Here is a 13,972-nt window from a genome sequence, read left to right as displayed (position 1 = left end):
CGCCCCGGGTAGGATCAAGGCTGCGCGGCACCTCGTCTCTGCCGCGCACCGTTGGCGCCGGCACCTCGTGTCTGCCCGCGCCCCTATGTATGGAGCACCCGTGTCTGAAGTCCGTGTGACCGTCCGGTCCGCCTCAGGTTCAGAGGAGAGGACGGTGAGCGCGGGCACCACGGCCGGCGCCCTGTTCGCCGACGACCGCACCGTCATCGCCGCCCGGGTCGCGGGCGAGCTGAAGGACCTGTCGTACGAGCTCGCCGAGGGCGATGCCGTCGAGGGCGTGGAGATCTCCTCCGAGGACGGTCTGAACATCCTGCGCCACTCCACCGCGCACGTGATGGCCCAGGCCGTGCAGGAGCTCTTCCCCGAGGCCAAGCTGGGCATCGGCCCGCCGGTCCGCGACGGCTTCTACTACGACTTCGACGTCGAGAAGCCGTTCACGCCCGAGGATCTCAAGGCCATCGAGAAGAAGATGCAGGAGATCCAGAAGCGCGGTCAGCGCTTCTCCCGTCGTGTGGTGACCGACGAGGCCGCCCGCGAGGAGCTCGCCGACGAGCCGTACAAGCTGGAGCTCATCGGCATCAAGGGCGCCGCGTCGACCGACGACGGCGCGAACGTCGAGGTGGGCGGCGGCGAGCTGACCATCTACGACAACCTGGACGCCAAGACCGGTGACCTGTGCTGGAAGGACCTCTGCCGCGGTCCGCACCTGCCGACCACCCGGAACATCCCGGCGTTCAAGCTGATGCGCAACGCCGCCGCCTACTGGCGCGGCAGCGAGAAGAACCCGATGCTCCAGCGCATCTACGGCACCGCGTGGCCGTCGAAGGAGGAGCTGAAGGCCCACCTCGACTTCCTCGCCGAGGCCGAGAAGCGCGACCACCGCAAGCTCGGCAACGAGCTCGACCTGTTCTCCATCCCGGACGAGATCGGCTCCGGTCTCGCCGTCTTCCACCCCAAGGGCGGCATCATCCGCCGGGTCATGGAGGACTACTCGCGCCGCCGGCACGAGGAGGAGGGCTACGAGTTCGTCTACTCGCCGCACGCGACCAAGGGCAAGCTCTTCGAGAAGTCCGGCCACCTCGACTGGTACGCCGAGGGCATGTACCCGCCCATGCAGCTCGACGAGGGCGTGGACTACTACCTCAAGCCCATGAACTGCCCGATGCACAACCTGATCTTCGACGCGCGCGGGCGCTCCTACCGTGAGCTGCCGCTGCGCCTGTTCGAGTTCGGCACCGTGTACCGGTACGAGAAGTCGGGCGTCGTGCACGGCCTCACCCGGGCCCGCGGCTTCACGCAGGACGACGCGCACATCTACTGCACCCGCGAGCAGATGGCGGACGAGCTCGACAAGACGCTCACCTTCGTCCTCAACCTGCTGCGCGACTACGGTCTGACCGACTTCTACCTGGAGCTGTCCACCAAGGACCCGGAGAAGTACGTCGGCTCCGACGAGGTGTGGGAGGAGGCCACCGCGGTCCTCCAGCAGGTCGCCGAGAAGCAGGGCCTCCCGCTCACCCCCGACCCGGGCGGCGCCGCGTTCTACGGCCCGAAGATCTCCGTGCAGGCGCGCGACGCCATCGGCCGCACCTGGCAGATGTCGACCGTGCAGCTCGACTTCAACCTGCCGGAGCGCTTCGACCTGGAGTACACCGCCCCCGACGGCACCAAGCAGCGACCGGTCATGATCCACCGCGCGCTCTTCGGCTCGATCGAGCGCTTCTTCGCGGTGCTCCTGGAGCACTACGCGGGCGCGTTCCCGGCCTGGCTGGCCCCGGTGCAGGCGACCGGCATCCCGATCGGCGACGCGCACGTCGACTACCTGCAGGAGTTCGCCGCCAAGGCGAAGAAGCAGGGGCTGCGCGTGGAGGTCGACGCCTCCTCGGACCGGATGCAGAAGAAGATCCGCAACGCGCAGAAGCAGAAGGTCCCGTTCATGATCATCGCGGGCGACGAGGACATGGCCAACGGTGCCGTCTCCTTCCGCTACCGCGACGGCTCGCAGGAGAACGGCGTCCCCGTCGACGAGGCCATCGCCAAGATCGCCAAGATCGTCGAGGACCGCGTCCAGGTCTGACGGCCCGCCGTACGCCGACCTGACGGACTCAGGAGGCCCCCGGGAAATCCCCCGGGGGCCTCTTCTCGTCGTCCCGGGTGAACGCCTGGATCAGCCAGGACGAGAAGGAACCCGTCACGGCGCCGAGCAGGGCAAGGCCGCAGCCCATCATGCCCACCGCCGTGAGACGCCCGAGCGGCGTCACCGGGACCACGTCCCCGTAGCCGACCGTCGCCAGGGTCGCGCACGCCCACCACACCGCGTCCCCGAAGGTCCGGATCGCGGAGCCCGGGGCGTCGTACTCGACCTCGTAGACGGTCAGCGCGCCCGCGAAGCCGAGCAGGCCGGCCGTCATTCCCGCGTACGCCATGACCCGGGCGTGGAGCGTGAGCCGGGGCTGGTCGTGGCGGCGCTGCATCCGGTCGTAGACGCTCACGATCCGCAGCGGGCGCAGCAGCGGCAGGATCAGCACCACCGTGTCGAGGAAGTGGTGGCGGACGAAGCGGAGCAGGCCGAGGCCGCTCAGCCGGAGCCGTACGACGTAGTCCACCAGGAACACGGCCCACGAGGCGAAGGTCAGCGCGAGACACAGGTCGCGCACGCCCGAGGGCAGATGGTGACCGAGGATCCGCACCGCGTAGGCGGCGAGAAAGACCAGGGCCGTCACCGTCAGCGGGGTCTCCATCCAGCGGTCCCAGCGCTCCTGCGCGGGCGGGATCGGTGGCCTGACTCTCATCCGATCAGCATGGCCCCTGCATGGATCCTCCGCCCCGGCGACACGTTCCGAACGGGCGAAGCAATATGCTGCACAGCATGACGACTGAGCCGGAGCAGCAGATCGGAGTGGGAACGCAGGACGCGTTCCAGCGCCTGTGGACGCCTCACCGGATGGCGTACATCCAGGGCGAGAACAAGCCGACCGGGCCGGGTGCCGAGGACGGCTGTCCGTTCTGCACGATCCCGTCGAAGTCGGACGAGGACGGTCTGGTGATAGCGCGCGGCGCGAGCGTGTACGCGGTGCTGAACCTCTACCCGTACAACGGCGGCCATCTGATGGTGGTCCCGTACCGGCACGTCGCCGACTACACCGACCTCGACGCGGCCGAGACGGCCGAGCTCGGCGAGTTCACCAAGCGGGCCATGGTCGCGCTGCGCGCCGCCTCGGGCGCGCACGGCTTCAACATCGGCATGAACCAGGGCACGGTCGCGGGCGCCGGGATCGCCGCGCACCTGCACCAGCACGTCGTTCCGCGCTGGGGCGGCGACACCAACTTCATGCCGGTGGTCGGCCACACCAAGGTGCTGCCGCAGCTGCTCGCCGACACCCGGAAGATGCTGGCCGACGCCTGGCCGGCCGGCATCTGATCCGCGTCCGCTCCGCGGGGCCCTCTCCGCGGACGACGCCTCACGCGTCGTAGAGGTCGGCCTTCTTCGGGCCGGGGTCCTGGATGCCGCCGCTCAGGATCAGCGAGCGGGCGCTGAAGCGCTCGGTGTCCACGCCGTGATCGTCGAGCACCCTGATGGTCGCGGCGTGCACCGCCCGCAGCACCGGGGTCGCCGTACGGATCGCGTCGTCCGCCATGAAGCGGTGCCGCCAGGGCTGGCCGGCCCAGGCGTGCCGCAGGCCGAAGGGCTCCGGCAGGACCAGCTTGCCGCCGAGGAAGTCGAGCACCGGCGGGAACCAGGTGAGCGGCGCGCGGACCGCCTGGCGCACGACGTCGTCCGTGTCGGTCAGCGGCAGCTTGATCTCCCGGGTCTCCCAGAACCTGACGGTCTTGGAGACCTCCTTCGTCTTCGCCTTCGGCTTCGTGGTGAACAGGCCGTGCACCGGGCCGAGGGCGTGGCCGGTGACCTCGACGCGCAGGGTGTGGTGGAGCGAGGTGACCGTCACCATCATGGTGAGGACCAGCTGACCGTCCCAGAGCGTGAACTGGACCCCCAGGTAGTGCCGGTTCCCGCTGCCGAACTGCTGGTCGTTGCAGATGCGCTGTATCTCGTGCGGCTTCACCTGGAAGTGCACGACGTTCTCACCCTCGGGGCGGGCGACCTCGTCGGCGCCCTCGCCGACCGGCGAGACGATCCAGTGCTTCACGGTCGGCTTGGGGAAGCCGGTCTTCAGCGAGCCGCGTTCCAGGAGCGTCAGCTCGGTGTGGATCTGGCGGACGACGTCCCAGGCGCGGAAGTCGTGGATCTCCTTGCCGTCGCGGGGCACGAGCTCCTCGGCGAGGGTCCAGCTGCCCCAGCGGGTGCCCATGCCCAGTATTCCCTTGGGGCCCGCGTAGAAGACGACGTTGGACTGCTGCTCGGCGCCCAGCTTCTCCAGGTTGAGGCGGAGCTCCTCGGCGGTCTTCTCCGTCGGGTCCTTCGGCACCGCCTCGGGGACGGCGGCGCCGAGGCCGCCGCCGCTGAGCAGCGCGGTCCAGCGCTCGCGCAGGTCCTGCGCGGTCTTCTCGCAGATCCGGCGGGCCAGGAACCAGCCGACGACGGGCGCCACGATCATGGCGCGCAGGTAGTTCGGCAGCAGCCCGTCGAAGGGCAGCTTGAGGAGCACGAGCAGGGCGAGGAAGCCGGCCGCGACGAGCAGTGCGGTGCCGACGGCGCTGGTGCGCTTGTTCTCGGAGCCCGCGGCGATCCGGCGCAGCTGGATCACGCCGAGCCAGATCAGCAGGCCGGGCAGGAACAGCACGCCGAAGAGGAAAGTGACCAGGGTCAGCTTGATGTCGCGCTGCTTGCGGATGCCGGTGGCGGCCAGGCAGTGCTCGACCACCGGCTGGGGGTCCGCGCCGAAGGACTGGATGAGGGGCTTGCGGGCGCCGCCGAGCATGCGGACCTGGACGGCGCGGGAGAAGGCCTCGCCGAGGTCGGGACGGAAGAGCTTCTTCCACTTCCCTTCCTTGACGGTCGACTTGTGCCACTCGCTGTTGGCGTCGAGGATCACCTCGACCGGGCTGTCGCGGTACGCGGCGGAGGCGAGCGCATGGGTCGCCGCCGTCTGTGCGTCCGATCCCTGAAGGGGAACCTGCGCCCCGGGTCCGAAACTGCCGATCGTCACTGCCGCCCCCATCACCACGGTTCCTGTGCGGGCTGTTCCCAACTGCCGCGCCCCGCACACCTTCTGAGCTGGGCACCACAGCGTAACCGGGTGGCGACGCATGCGTCACCGGAGCGTGCGGGGTCGGCCGAATGCGCGGGGGGTCGGCCGAATGCCGCCCGCCGGAGGGGAGTCGGGCGGACGGCACCGGCTGTCACCGTGTCAGCTACGCGCCCTTCTCCGCCTGTTGGCGGACCTTGTCCGCCATGTGCGGCGGCATCGCCTCGTGCCGGGCGTACGAGCGGTCGAAGCTGCCCGTGCCGTGCGAGACGGAACGCAGGTCGACCGCGTACCGCCCGATCTCGATCTCAGGCACCTCCGCGCGCACCACGGTCCGGCCCGAGCCCGCCTGCTCGGTGCCGACCACGCGGCCGCGCCGCCCCGACAGGTCGCTCATCACCGCGCCCACGTACTCGTCCGGCACCAGCACGGCCACCTCCGCGACCGGCTCCAGGAGGTGGATCGCCGCGTCGGCCGCCGCCTCCCGCAGGGCCAGCGCGCCGGCCGTCTGGAAGGCCGCGTCGGAGGAGTCCACCGAGTGCGCCTTGCCGTCCCGCAGGGTGACCCGGATGTCGACCAGCGGATAGCCGGCGGCCACGCCACGGGCCGCCTGCGCCCGTACGCCCTTCTCGACGGACGGGATGAACTGGCGCGGCACGGCGCCGCCGACCACCTTGTCGACGAACTCGATGCCGCTGCCCGGCGGCAGCGGCTCCACGTCGATCTCGCAGATCGCGTACTGGCCGTGCCCGCCCGACTGCTTCACGTGCCGGCCGCGCCCGGCCGAGGGGCCGCCGAAGGTCTCGCGCAGCGACACCTTGTGCGGCACCGTGTCGACCTGCACGCCGTACCGCCCGCGCAGCCGCTCCAGGGCAACGTCCGCGTGCGCCTCGCCGAGACACCACAGGACGACCTGGTGGGTGTCCTGGTTCTGTTCGAGCCGCATCGTCGGATCCTCGGCGACCAGGCGGGCGAGGCCCTGCGAGAGCCGGTCCTCGTCGGCCTTGCTGTGCGCCTCGATCGCGAGCGGCAGCAGCGGCTCCGGCATCGTCCACGGCTCCATCAGGAGCGGCTCGTCCTTCGCGGAGAGCGTGTCGCCGGTCTCGGCACGCGCCAGCTTGCCGACGCAGGCCAGGTCGCCCGCGACGCAGTGCGCGAGGGTGCGCTGCTGTTTGCCGAACGGGGAGGTCAGCGCGCCGACCCGCTCGTCGACGTCGTGGTCCTCGTGGCCCCGGTCGGCCAGCCCGTGGCCGGAGACGTGCACGGTCTCGTCGGGCCGCAGGGTGCCGGAGAAGACCCGTACCAGCGAGATCCGGCCGACGTACGGGTCGGAGGAGGTCTTCACGACCTCGGCGACCAGCGGACCGTCCGGGTCGCAGGTCACCGCCGGGCGTGGCCGGCCCTCCGGTGTGGTCACGGCCGGCGCCTCGCGCTCGAGCGGGCTGGGGAAGCCGCCGGTGACCAGTTCGAGCAGCTCGACCGTGCCGAGGCCCTGCTTCCCGCCGTCGGTCGCCGGCGCCGCGGCGAGCACGGGGTGGAACGTGCCGCGCGCGACCGCCTTCTCGAGGTCGTCGATCAGGGTCTTGAGGTCGATGTCCTCGCCGCCGAGGTAGCGGTCCATGAGGGTCTCGTCCTCGCTCTCGGCGATGATCCCCTCGATCAGCCGGGCCCTGGCCTCCGCGATCAGCGGCCGCTGGGTCTCGTCGGGCGGATCCTCCCGGCGCGTGCCGGTGGAGTAGTCGAAGATCCGCTCCGTGAGCAGCCCCACCAGACCCGTGGCGGGCGCGTGGCCGTCGGCGCCCTCGGCGCCGCGCACGGGCAGGTACAGCGGGAGCACGGCGTCGGGATCGTCGCCGCCGAAGAGGGAGCCGAGGAGCTCGGTCAGCCGGGTGAAGTCGGTGCGTGCCGTGTCGAGGTGGGTGACGACGATCGCCCGGGGCATGCCGACGGCGGCGCACTCCTCCCACACGGCGCGGGTCGAGCCGACCACCGCGTCGGCCTCCTGCGCCGCCGAGACGACGAAGAGGGCCGCGTCCGCCGCGCGCAGACCGGCCCTCAGCTCCCCGACGAAGTCGGCGTATCCGGGTGTGTCCAAGATGTTGATCTTGTAGCCGCCCCATTCGACCGGGACGAGCGAGAGCTGTACGGAACGCTGCTGGCGGTGCTCGATCTCGTCGTAGTCGGAGACCGTCGCGCCGTCCTCGACCCGTCCGGCCCGGTTGACCGCTCCGGCGGTCTGCGCCAGGGCCTCGACGAGGGTCGTCTTTCCCGATCCGCTGTGGCCGACCAGCACCACGTTCCGTACGGCCGAGGGCCGGTCGGCCGTTGGAGCCCTGCCGGCGGCTCCGGAGTGGGGGTTCGCCTTGTCGCCCATGATTTCTTCCTCCCGACTGCTGCGTACTGCTCGGCGGTGAGGTGGGGGGCGGGCGCGGGGGACTCGCCCGCGGTTGTCCTTCGAGCTTTGCACCGACGTCATGGTGCGTCCATACGTCGTACGCGCGCGGGGCGTGTGGACGGCAGGGAGGGGTACGCGCGCGGAGCGTGGGGACGGCAGGGAGGGGTACGCGCGCGGAGCGTGTGGACGGCGGGAGGAGGCACGCGCGCGGAGGGCGTGGAGGGCGGGGCGGGGCACGCGGCGGGGCGTGTGGACGGCTGAGGGGGCACGCCGTGCCCGTCCTCCAGGGGTCGCCGACGCCACAGGCGGGTGCCGCCGCTCCCGCGGGGGCCCGCGTGGCTACGATGGGTGAGCCGGTGGTCGTAGGGGCCGCGCGGCCCACGAACCTCGGGAAGGCCTCAAGGCCATGCTGAACAAGTACGCGCGTGCGTTTTTCACGCGTGTCCTCACACCGTTCGCCGCGTTTCTGCTCCGTCGGGGCGTCAGCCCCGACACCGTCACGCTCATCGGCACCGCCGGGGTCGTGGCCGGCGCCCTGGTCTTCTTCCCCCGCGGCGAGTTCTTCTGGGGCACGATCGTCATCACGCTGTTCGTCTTCTCGGACCTCGTCGACGGCAACATGGCCCGGCAGGCCGGCCTCTCCAGCCGCTGGGGCGCCTTCCTCGACTCGACGCTCGACCGGGTCGCCGACGGGGCCATCTTCGGCGGCTTCGCGCTCTGGTACGCGGGCGGGGGCAACGACAACGTGCTCTGCGCGGTCGCGATCTTCTGCCTCGCCAGCGGCCAGGTGGTCTCCTACACGAAGGCGCGCGGCGAATCGATTGGCCTGCCGGTCGCCGTCAACGGCCTGGTCGAGCGCGCGGAACGGCTGGTGATCTCGCTGGTCGCGGCCGGCCTCGCCGGGCTCCACGCGTTCGGCGTGCCCGGCATCCAGGTGCTGCTGCCCATCGCGCTGTGGATCGTGGCGGTCGGTTCGGCGGTGACCCTCGGGCAGCGGGTCGTGACCGTACGCAGGGAGGCCGCGGAGGCCGACGCCTCCGCACGGGGGAGCGAGGCGACATCGTGAGCGTCAGGGACAGCGTGACCGACGGCCTGTACGGGCTCGGCTGGGCCACGGTGAAGAAGCTGCCCGAGCCGGTGGCGAGGGGCCTCGGCCGGCGGATCGCCGACGTGGCGTGGAAGCGGCGCGGCAAGAGCGTGCTGCGCCTGGAGTCCAACCTCGCCAGGGTCGTGCCCGACGCCACGCCCGAGCGGCTGGCTGAGCTGTCGAAGGCCGGCATGCGCTCGTACATGCGCTACTGGATGGAGTCCTTCCGGCTGCCCACCTGGAGCAAGGAGCGGGCCGCCGGCAGCTTCGACCCGAAGGACGTCCACCACCTGACGGACGCCCTCGCCTCCGACCGGGGCGTCATCCTCGCGCTGCCGCACATGGGCAACTGGGACCTCGCCGGCGTGTGGGTGACCCGCGCGCTGGGCGTTCCGTTCACGACCGTCGCCGAGCGGCTCAAGCCCGAGTCGCTGTACGACCGGTTCGTCGCCTACCGCGAGTCCCTCGGCATGGAGGTGCTGCCGCACACCGGTGGCGCCGCGTTCGGCACGCTGGCGCGGCGGCTGCGGGCCGGCGGCCTGGTCTGCCTGGTCGCCGACCGGGACCTGTCCGCCTCCGGCGTCGAGGTCTCGTTCTTCGGCGAGAAGGCGCGGATGCCCGCGGGGCCCGCGATGCTCGCGCAGCAGACGGGCGCGCTGCTGCTGCCGGTGACGCTCTGGTACGACGACACCGACGTCATGCGGGGCCAGGTGCACGCACCTCTGGACGTACCCGAGTCAGGTACCCGGGCTGAGAAGACGTCCTCCATGACACAGGCCCTCGCCGACGTCTTCGCCGGGGGCATCGCCGAGCACCCGGAGGACTGGCACATGCTGCAGCGGCTGTGGCTCGCCGACCTGGAGGAGCGCGTGGAGGAGCAGCGCGAAGGGGAGCAGCGCACTTGAGGATCGGCATCGTCTGCCCGTACTCCTGGGACGTGCCGGGCGGCGTCCAGTTCCACATCCGCGATCTCGCGGAGCACCTGATCAGGCTGGGCCACGAGGTCTCCGTCCTCGCGCCCGCCGACGACGAGACGCCGCTGCCGCCGTACGTGGTGTCGGCGGGGCGCGCCGTGCCCGTGCCGTACAACGGCTCCGTGGCGCGGCTCAACTTCGGCTTCCTGTCGGCGGCGCGGGTGCGTCGCTGGCTGCACGAGGGCACCTTCGACGTGGTCCACATCCACGAGCCGACGTCGCCGTCGCTCGGCCTGCTCACCTGCTGGGCGGCGACCGGGCCGCTCGTGGCCACCTTCCACACCTCCAACCCGCGCTCGCGGGCGATGATCGCCGCGTATCCGATCCTCCAGCCGGCGCTGGAGAAGATCAGCGCGCGCATCGCGGTCAGCGAGTACGCGCGGCGGACGCTGGTCGAGCACCTCGGCGGCGACGCGGTCGTCATCCCGAACGGCGTCGACGTCGACTTCTTCGCCCGGGCGGAGCCCAAGAAGGAGTGGTCCGGAGGCACCCTCGGCTTCATCGGGCGGATCGACGAGCCGCGCAAGGGCCTGCCGGTCCTCATGCGGGCCCTGCCGAAGATCCTCGCCGAGCGGCCGGACACCCGGCTGCTCGTCGCCGGGCGCGGCGACGAGGAGGAGGCCGTCGCCTCGCTGCCGCGCGAGATGCGTTCCAGGGTCGAGTTCCTCGGCATGGTCAGCGACGAGGACAAGGCACGGCTGCTGCGGAGCGTCGACGTGTACGTGGCGCCCAACACGGGCGGGGAGAGCTTCGGCATCATCCTCGTCGAGGCGCTGTCGGCGGGCGCGCCGGTCCTCGCCTCGGACCTGGACGCCTTCGCCCAGGTACTGGACCAGGGCGGGGCGGGCGAGCTGTTCGCCAACGAGGACGCGGACGACCTGGCCGTCCGGGCGATCGCGCTCCTCGGTGACGAGGCCCGCCGCGCGGAGCTCAGCGAGCGCGGCTCGGCGCACGTCCGCCGCTTCGACTGGTCGACCGTCGGCGCGGACATCCTGGCCGTCTACGAGACGGTGACGGACGGCGCGGCCTCGGTCGCCACGGACGAGCGCGCGAGCGGCGGCCTGCGGGCGAGGCTGGGCCTGTAGGGCCCGGGGCTTCCCCCTGCCGGAAGGGGTGAGGACGAAGGGGCCGGCCCTGGGAGGGCCGGCCCCTTCGTCCGCGTCCGGGGACCGGGTGCGGGACCGGGCCGAGTCGTCCGGCCCTGATCCGAAAAGAAGCGGCCTAGAAGCCCTTCACCACCCAGTCCTGGGCGTCGGGGGTGGGGCTGCCCTGGGTCCACAGGGTCAGCCACACGCCGTTGTTCAGGGAGTTGCCCTTCGGCGTGATGGCCTTGCCGTAGGCGTTCACGGCGCTGCCGTCGGCCGACGGTGAGAACCGCTGGACGTCACTGGCCGGATTGCACGTCCAGAGGGTGAGCAGTGCGCCGTTGGTGTTGGCGCCGTTCCCCTCCGGGGTGATGCACTTGCCGCTCGCCTTGTGGACGATCAGGCCGTTCTCGTACTTCCACCGCTGCACGTCCGATCCCGTGCAGGTCCACACGGTGATCGGCGTGCCGTTGGCGGTGCCGTTGCCCTGGGGCGTCGCGCAGACGGAGCCCACCACGTGGAAGTTGGTGAGCCAGCTCCAGCCGTCGACGGGCTTGCCGGCGTCGGGCTCGATGTCGAACACGACCCTGCGCGGCCCGGTGGAATCCACCAGGGCCTCGTTGGCGCCCCAGAGCCGCTTGGCGTGGGGGTCCCAGGACAGGCCCTGGGTCAGCTGCGGCGCCTGGGTGAGGACGTGCGGCGCCTCGCCGGGCTTGGCCACGTGGATGCAGGAGTAGAGCTCGGTGCCGCCCGGCCAGTACGTCGGGCAGGTGCCGCTCATGTAGTAGGTGGTGCCGTCCGTGGCGGTGCCCTGGATGCCCCACACGGGAGAGGTGTAGCCCGTGGTCTCCGAGGCGACCGTGGCGGGCAGGCCGGTGCCGAGGGTCGACAGCGGCCAGCGGACGATGCGGGCGCCGCCCTGGCTCCTGTTCTCCACCGAGACCAGGGCGGGGGTCGCTCCCGAGCGGTCGATGCTCAGGCTGCTCAGGCACAGCTCGTTGTTGACCGACGGCCCGCAGGCGCGGGGGCTGTTGTTGACGTAGGCCGTGGAGAGGGCGTCGACCGCGGCGCTGCTGACGGTGCTGTAGCGGGCGACGAGCGGCATCGCCCAGAGGTGGTAGCGGGCGGAGGTCTTGCCCGCCGAGATGCCGGTGAGGGCGCTCGTGGTGTCGGTCATGCGCCACATCCGCGTCAGGTCGAAGACCTGGAGCTCCGCGCCGTTGGCGACGAACAGCCGGTTGCCGTACCAGGCGACGCCGTCCGCGTGCGAGGGGTACGCGAGCTGCTTGAAGTTGCCGGCGATGGGCTCCACGAGCGCGATGTGGCCGTACCCGACCTGGCCGCCGGCCGACTCGGCGATGGTGACCCGCGCGTAGTCCTCGACGGTGGGCGGAGTGCGGTCCTTGACGTACGTGCCGTGGTACCAGGAGGTGGCCGTGAGGGACCGGCCCGCGTACAGCCCGTCGGCGGTGGCGGCATGCGAACCGGCGAAGCCCTGCGGCATCCAGCCGCCCGCGGCGTCGGCGTAGTTCGACCGGTCGTCATTGTCGTCCCAGCAGAACCCGTCGGGCTTGAGGGCGCCGTTCAGACCGGTGGCGTGACACAGCCCCGGGCGTCCGGTACGGGCGCCCAGGACGTCGGTGACGGACGCCCTGGTGACTCCGGAGGCCTCGGCGGAGTCGATGAGGGCCGTCTTGTCGCCGTCCACGCGGGTGAGCTTGAAGTTCGCGGTGAACGGGTCGAGGCCCGAGGCGGCCTGCGCGGGCTGGGCGGGAAGCAGGACGGAGGCGGCCACGGCCGCACCGAGGGCGAGCCGGGCGACACGGCTTCTTCGTCCGAACATGAGTTTCATTCGGGCAGGCTAGCCGTGCCAAGCCTCTCATGATCATCTCCTTCACCAGGTCTTCACGCGGCTCTTCCGGCAGGTCACGGCGTCGCCCGGAGTCTCAGGTGCGGAGGAAGGCGCGGGTTCCGTGCTCGGCCGGGCCGTGGCAGCCTGGGACGATGATCTCCGTCGAGCGCCTCGATCTCGGATACTTCGTCCGTCCCGCCGCGGAGTGGGGCGGTCCCCACGACCGTGAGGAGCCCGTACTCGCGTACCGCGTGCGCCACGACGGCGGGTGCCTGCTCTTCGACACCGGCATGGGCACCGGGTCTCCCGAGACCGACGCGCACTACCGGCCGGTGCGCAGGCCGTTGGAGGTGGAGGCGGGGGGCGTCGACCTCGTGGTCAACTCCCATCTGCACTTCGACCACATCGGCGGCAACCAGCGGTTCGCCGGCGTCCCCGTCCTGGTGCAGCGCCAGGAGCTCGCCGCCGCCCTCGCCGGGGGCTACACCATCGACTCCCTGCTGCCGGGCGTCCGGTACGAGGAGGCCGAGGGGGAGTACGAGGTCGCGAAGGGGGTGCTGGTGCTGCCGACGCCCGGGCACACCGAGGGCCACCAGTCGCTGGTGCTCGACGAGGGCGACCGGCTGACGGTGCTCGCGGGGCAGGCGTACGACTTCGCCCGCGAGTTCGGGACTCCGTACCGCCCGTGGCTCGGGCGGATCGGGGAGCTCGCGGCGGGGCGCCACGTCCGCGTCCTGTTCGCCCACGGCCACGAGGTCTGGGAAGGGACCCTGCCGCCGCCCGGGTAGCCTGTGCGCCCGTGACCGAAACCCTCATCTGGACCGTCGTCGCGCTGATCCTCGTCGGCGTCTACCTGAGCTGGACCGCCGGGCGGCTCGACCGGCTGCACACGCGCATCGACGCCGCGCGGGCCGCGCTCGACGCGCAGCTGCTCCGCAGGGCCTCGGTCGCCCAGGAGCTCGCCACCTCCGGCGTGCTCGACCCCGCCGCGTCGATCGTGCTGTACGAGGCGGCGCACGCCGCACGCCAGGCCGAGGAGGACCACCGCGAGGTCGCGGAGAGCGAGCTCAGCCAGGCGCTGCGCGCGGTGTTCGGCGAGCCGGAGCAGGTGGAGCTGGTACGGGAGGCGCCCGGCGGCGAGGAGGCGGCCGGGGAGCTCGCGGCGGCGGTGCGCCGGGTGCCCATGGCCCGGCGGTTCCACAACGACGCGGTGCGGGCCGCCAGGGCGCTGCGCCGGCACCGGAAGGTGCGCTGGTTCCGGCTGGCCGGCCACGCACCCTTCCCGATGGCCTTCGAAATGGATGATGAACCGCCTGTCGCGCTTGCGGATCGTCCTACCTGACGCCCATCGGCCTTCGTAACCTGTGAAAACGATCCACCGGGTGCGCATTGGCCCTTGATGTGGACCGCTCGTGGCCTGTTTCCTCGCTCT

The 13,972-nt window shown here is 71.5% G+C and carries 11 protein-coding genes; 7 read left to right on the top strand and 4 right to left on the bottom strand.

The annotated features are described in order from the left end of the window. Positions 1-100: 100 nt before the first annotated feature. Entirely contained in the window at positions 101-2,077 is a 1,977-nt protein-coding gene (gene thrS, locus ACFY8W_RS31565; RefSeq protein ID WP_391112648.1) for a threonine--tRNA ligase, read from the top strand. A 28-nt stretch (positions 2,078-2,105) separates the two neighbouring features. Here the strand turns inward: thrS and ACFY8W_RS31560 are convergent, their stop codons facing one another. Beyond that, entirely contained in the window at positions 2,106-2,792 is a 687-nt protein-coding gene (locus ACFY8W_RS31560; RefSeq protein ID WP_391112645.1) for an ion channel, read from the bottom strand. 65 nt (positions 2,793-2,857) lie between these two features. Between ACFY8W_RS31560 and ACFY8W_RS31555 the strand changes: the two genes are divergently transcribed. After that, positions 2,858-3,421 carry an HIT domain-containing protein gene (locus ACFY8W_RS31555; RefSeq protein WP_391112641.1) on the top strand — a complete coding sequence of 188 codons (564 nt, stop codon included), beginning with the start codon at positions 2,858-2,860 and terminating at the stop codon, positions 3,419-3,421. Positions 3,422-3,461: 40 nt separating this feature from the next. Here ACFY8W_RS31555 and ACFY8W_RS31550 read toward each other — a convergent pair whose 3' ends face one another. Together ACFY8W_RS31550 and ACFY8W_RS31545 are read right to left on the bottom strand one after the other, a co-directional pair. Then, on the bottom strand, positions 3,462-5,120 hold the full coding sequence (locus ACFY8W_RS31550) for a hypothetical protein (RefSeq protein ID WP_391112638.1): 1,659 nt from the start codon (positions 5,118-5,120) through the stop codon (positions 3,462-3,464). A 193-nt stretch (positions 5,121-5,313) separates the two neighbouring features. Then, positions 5,314-7,521, bottom strand: coding sequence for an elongation factor G-like protein EF-G2 (locus tag ACFY8W_RS31545; RefSeq protein WP_391112635.1), 2,208 nt, complete (start codon positions 7,519-7,521; stop codon positions 5,314-5,316). A gap of 427 nt (positions 7,522-7,948) precedes the next feature. Here ACFY8W_RS31545 and pgsA point away from each other — a divergent pair, with 427 nt between their 5' ends. From pgsA to ACFY8W_RS31530, 3 genes are read left to right on the top strand one after another with little or no spacing between them, the layout of a single operon-like run. Next, entirely contained in the window at positions 7,949-8,608 is a 660-nt protein-coding gene (gene pgsA / locus ACFY8W_RS31540) for a phosphatidylinositol phosphate synthase (protein ID WP_391112632.1), read from the top strand. Further along, positions 8,605-9,534, top strand: a complete 930-nt coding sequence (locus ACFY8W_RS31535; protein WP_391112629.1) for a phosphatidylinositol mannoside acyltransferase — start codon at positions 8,605-8,607, stop codon at positions 9,532-9,534. Before pgsA ends, ACFY8W_RS31535 begins: the two co-directional genes overlap by 4 nt. Then, positions 9,531-10,688 (top strand): glycosyltransferase, encoded by a 1,158-nt coding sequence (locus ACFY8W_RS31530; RefSeq protein ID WP_391112626.1) that lies wholly within the window; start codon positions 9,531-9,533, stop codon positions 10,686-10,688. The genes ACFY8W_RS31535 and ACFY8W_RS31530 overlap by 4 nt, the downstream gene beginning before the upstream one ends. A gap of 136 nt (positions 10,689-10,824) precedes the next feature. Here the strand turns inward: ACFY8W_RS31530 and ACFY8W_RS31525 are convergent, their stop codons facing one another. Next, the gene (locus tag ACFY8W_RS31525) at positions 10,825-12,540 is read right to left on the bottom strand and encodes a ricin-type beta-trefoil lectin domain protein (protein WP_391112624.1); all 1,716 of its coding nucleotides are present in this window, start codon (positions 12,538-12,540) and stop codon (positions 10,825-10,827) included. A gap of 152 nt (positions 12,541-12,692) precedes the next feature. On the opposite strand from ACFY8W_RS31525, the gene ACFY8W_RS31520 reads away from it, so the two are divergent. Together ACFY8W_RS31520 and ACFY8W_RS31515 are read left to right on the top strand one after the other, a co-directional pair. Then, positions 12,693-13,328: an MBL fold metallo-hydrolase gene (locus ACFY8W_RS31520; RefSeq protein ID WP_391112621.1), complete on the top strand. Its 636-nt coding sequence runs from the start codon at positions 12,693-12,695 to the stop codon at positions 13,326-13,328. 11 nt (positions 13,329-13,339) lie between these two features. Next, on the top strand, positions 13,340-13,882 hold the full coding sequence (locus ACFY8W_RS31515) for a hypothetical protein (RefSeq protein ID WP_391112619.1): 543 nt from the start codon (positions 13,340-13,342) through the stop codon (positions 13,880-13,882). Positions 13,883-13,972: the final 90 nt, after the last annotated feature.

The sequence above is a fragment of the Streptomyces sp. NPDC012637 genome, assembly GCF_042954805.1.
GTDB lineage: Bacteria > Actinomycetota > Actinomycetes > Streptomycetales > Streptomycetaceae > Streptomyces.
The sequence above is the reverse complement of the archived record's forward strand: the minus strand, read 5'-3'. Positions and strand labels throughout refer to the sequence as shown.

What these genes read in the sequence shown, in the direction of transcription:
- ACFY8W_RS31525 (WP_391112624.1), bottom strand. Translation starts at nt 12,540, where the DNA reads ATGAAACTCATGTTCGGACGAAGAAGCCGTGTCGCCCGGCTCGCCCTC.
- pgsA (WP_391112632.1), top strand. Translation starts at nt 7,949, where the DNA reads ATGCTGAACAAGTACGCGCGTGCGTTTTTCACGCGTGTCCTCACACCG.
- ACFY8W_RS31545 (WP_391112635.1), bottom strand. Translation starts at nt 7,521, where the DNA reads ATGGGCGACAAGGCGAACCCCCACTCCGGAGCCGCCGGCAGGGCTCCA.
- ACFY8W_RS31555 (WP_391112641.1), top strand. Translation starts at nt 2,858, where the DNA reads ATGCTGCACAGCATGACGACTGAGCCGGAGCAGCAGATCGGAGTGGGA.
- ACFY8W_RS31520 (WP_391112621.1), top strand. Translation starts at nt 12,693, where the DNA reads ATGATCTCCGTCGAGCGCCTCGATCTCGGATACTTCGTCCGTCCCGCC.
- ACFY8W_RS31560 (WP_391112645.1), bottom strand. Translation starts at nt 2,792, where the DNA reads ATGAGAGTCAGGCCACCGATCCCGCCCGCGCAGGAGCGCTGGGACCGC.
- ACFY8W_RS31550 (WP_391112638.1), bottom strand. Translation starts at nt 5,120, where the DNA reads ATGGGGGCGGCAGTGACGATCGGCAGTTTCGGACCCGGGGCGCAGGTT.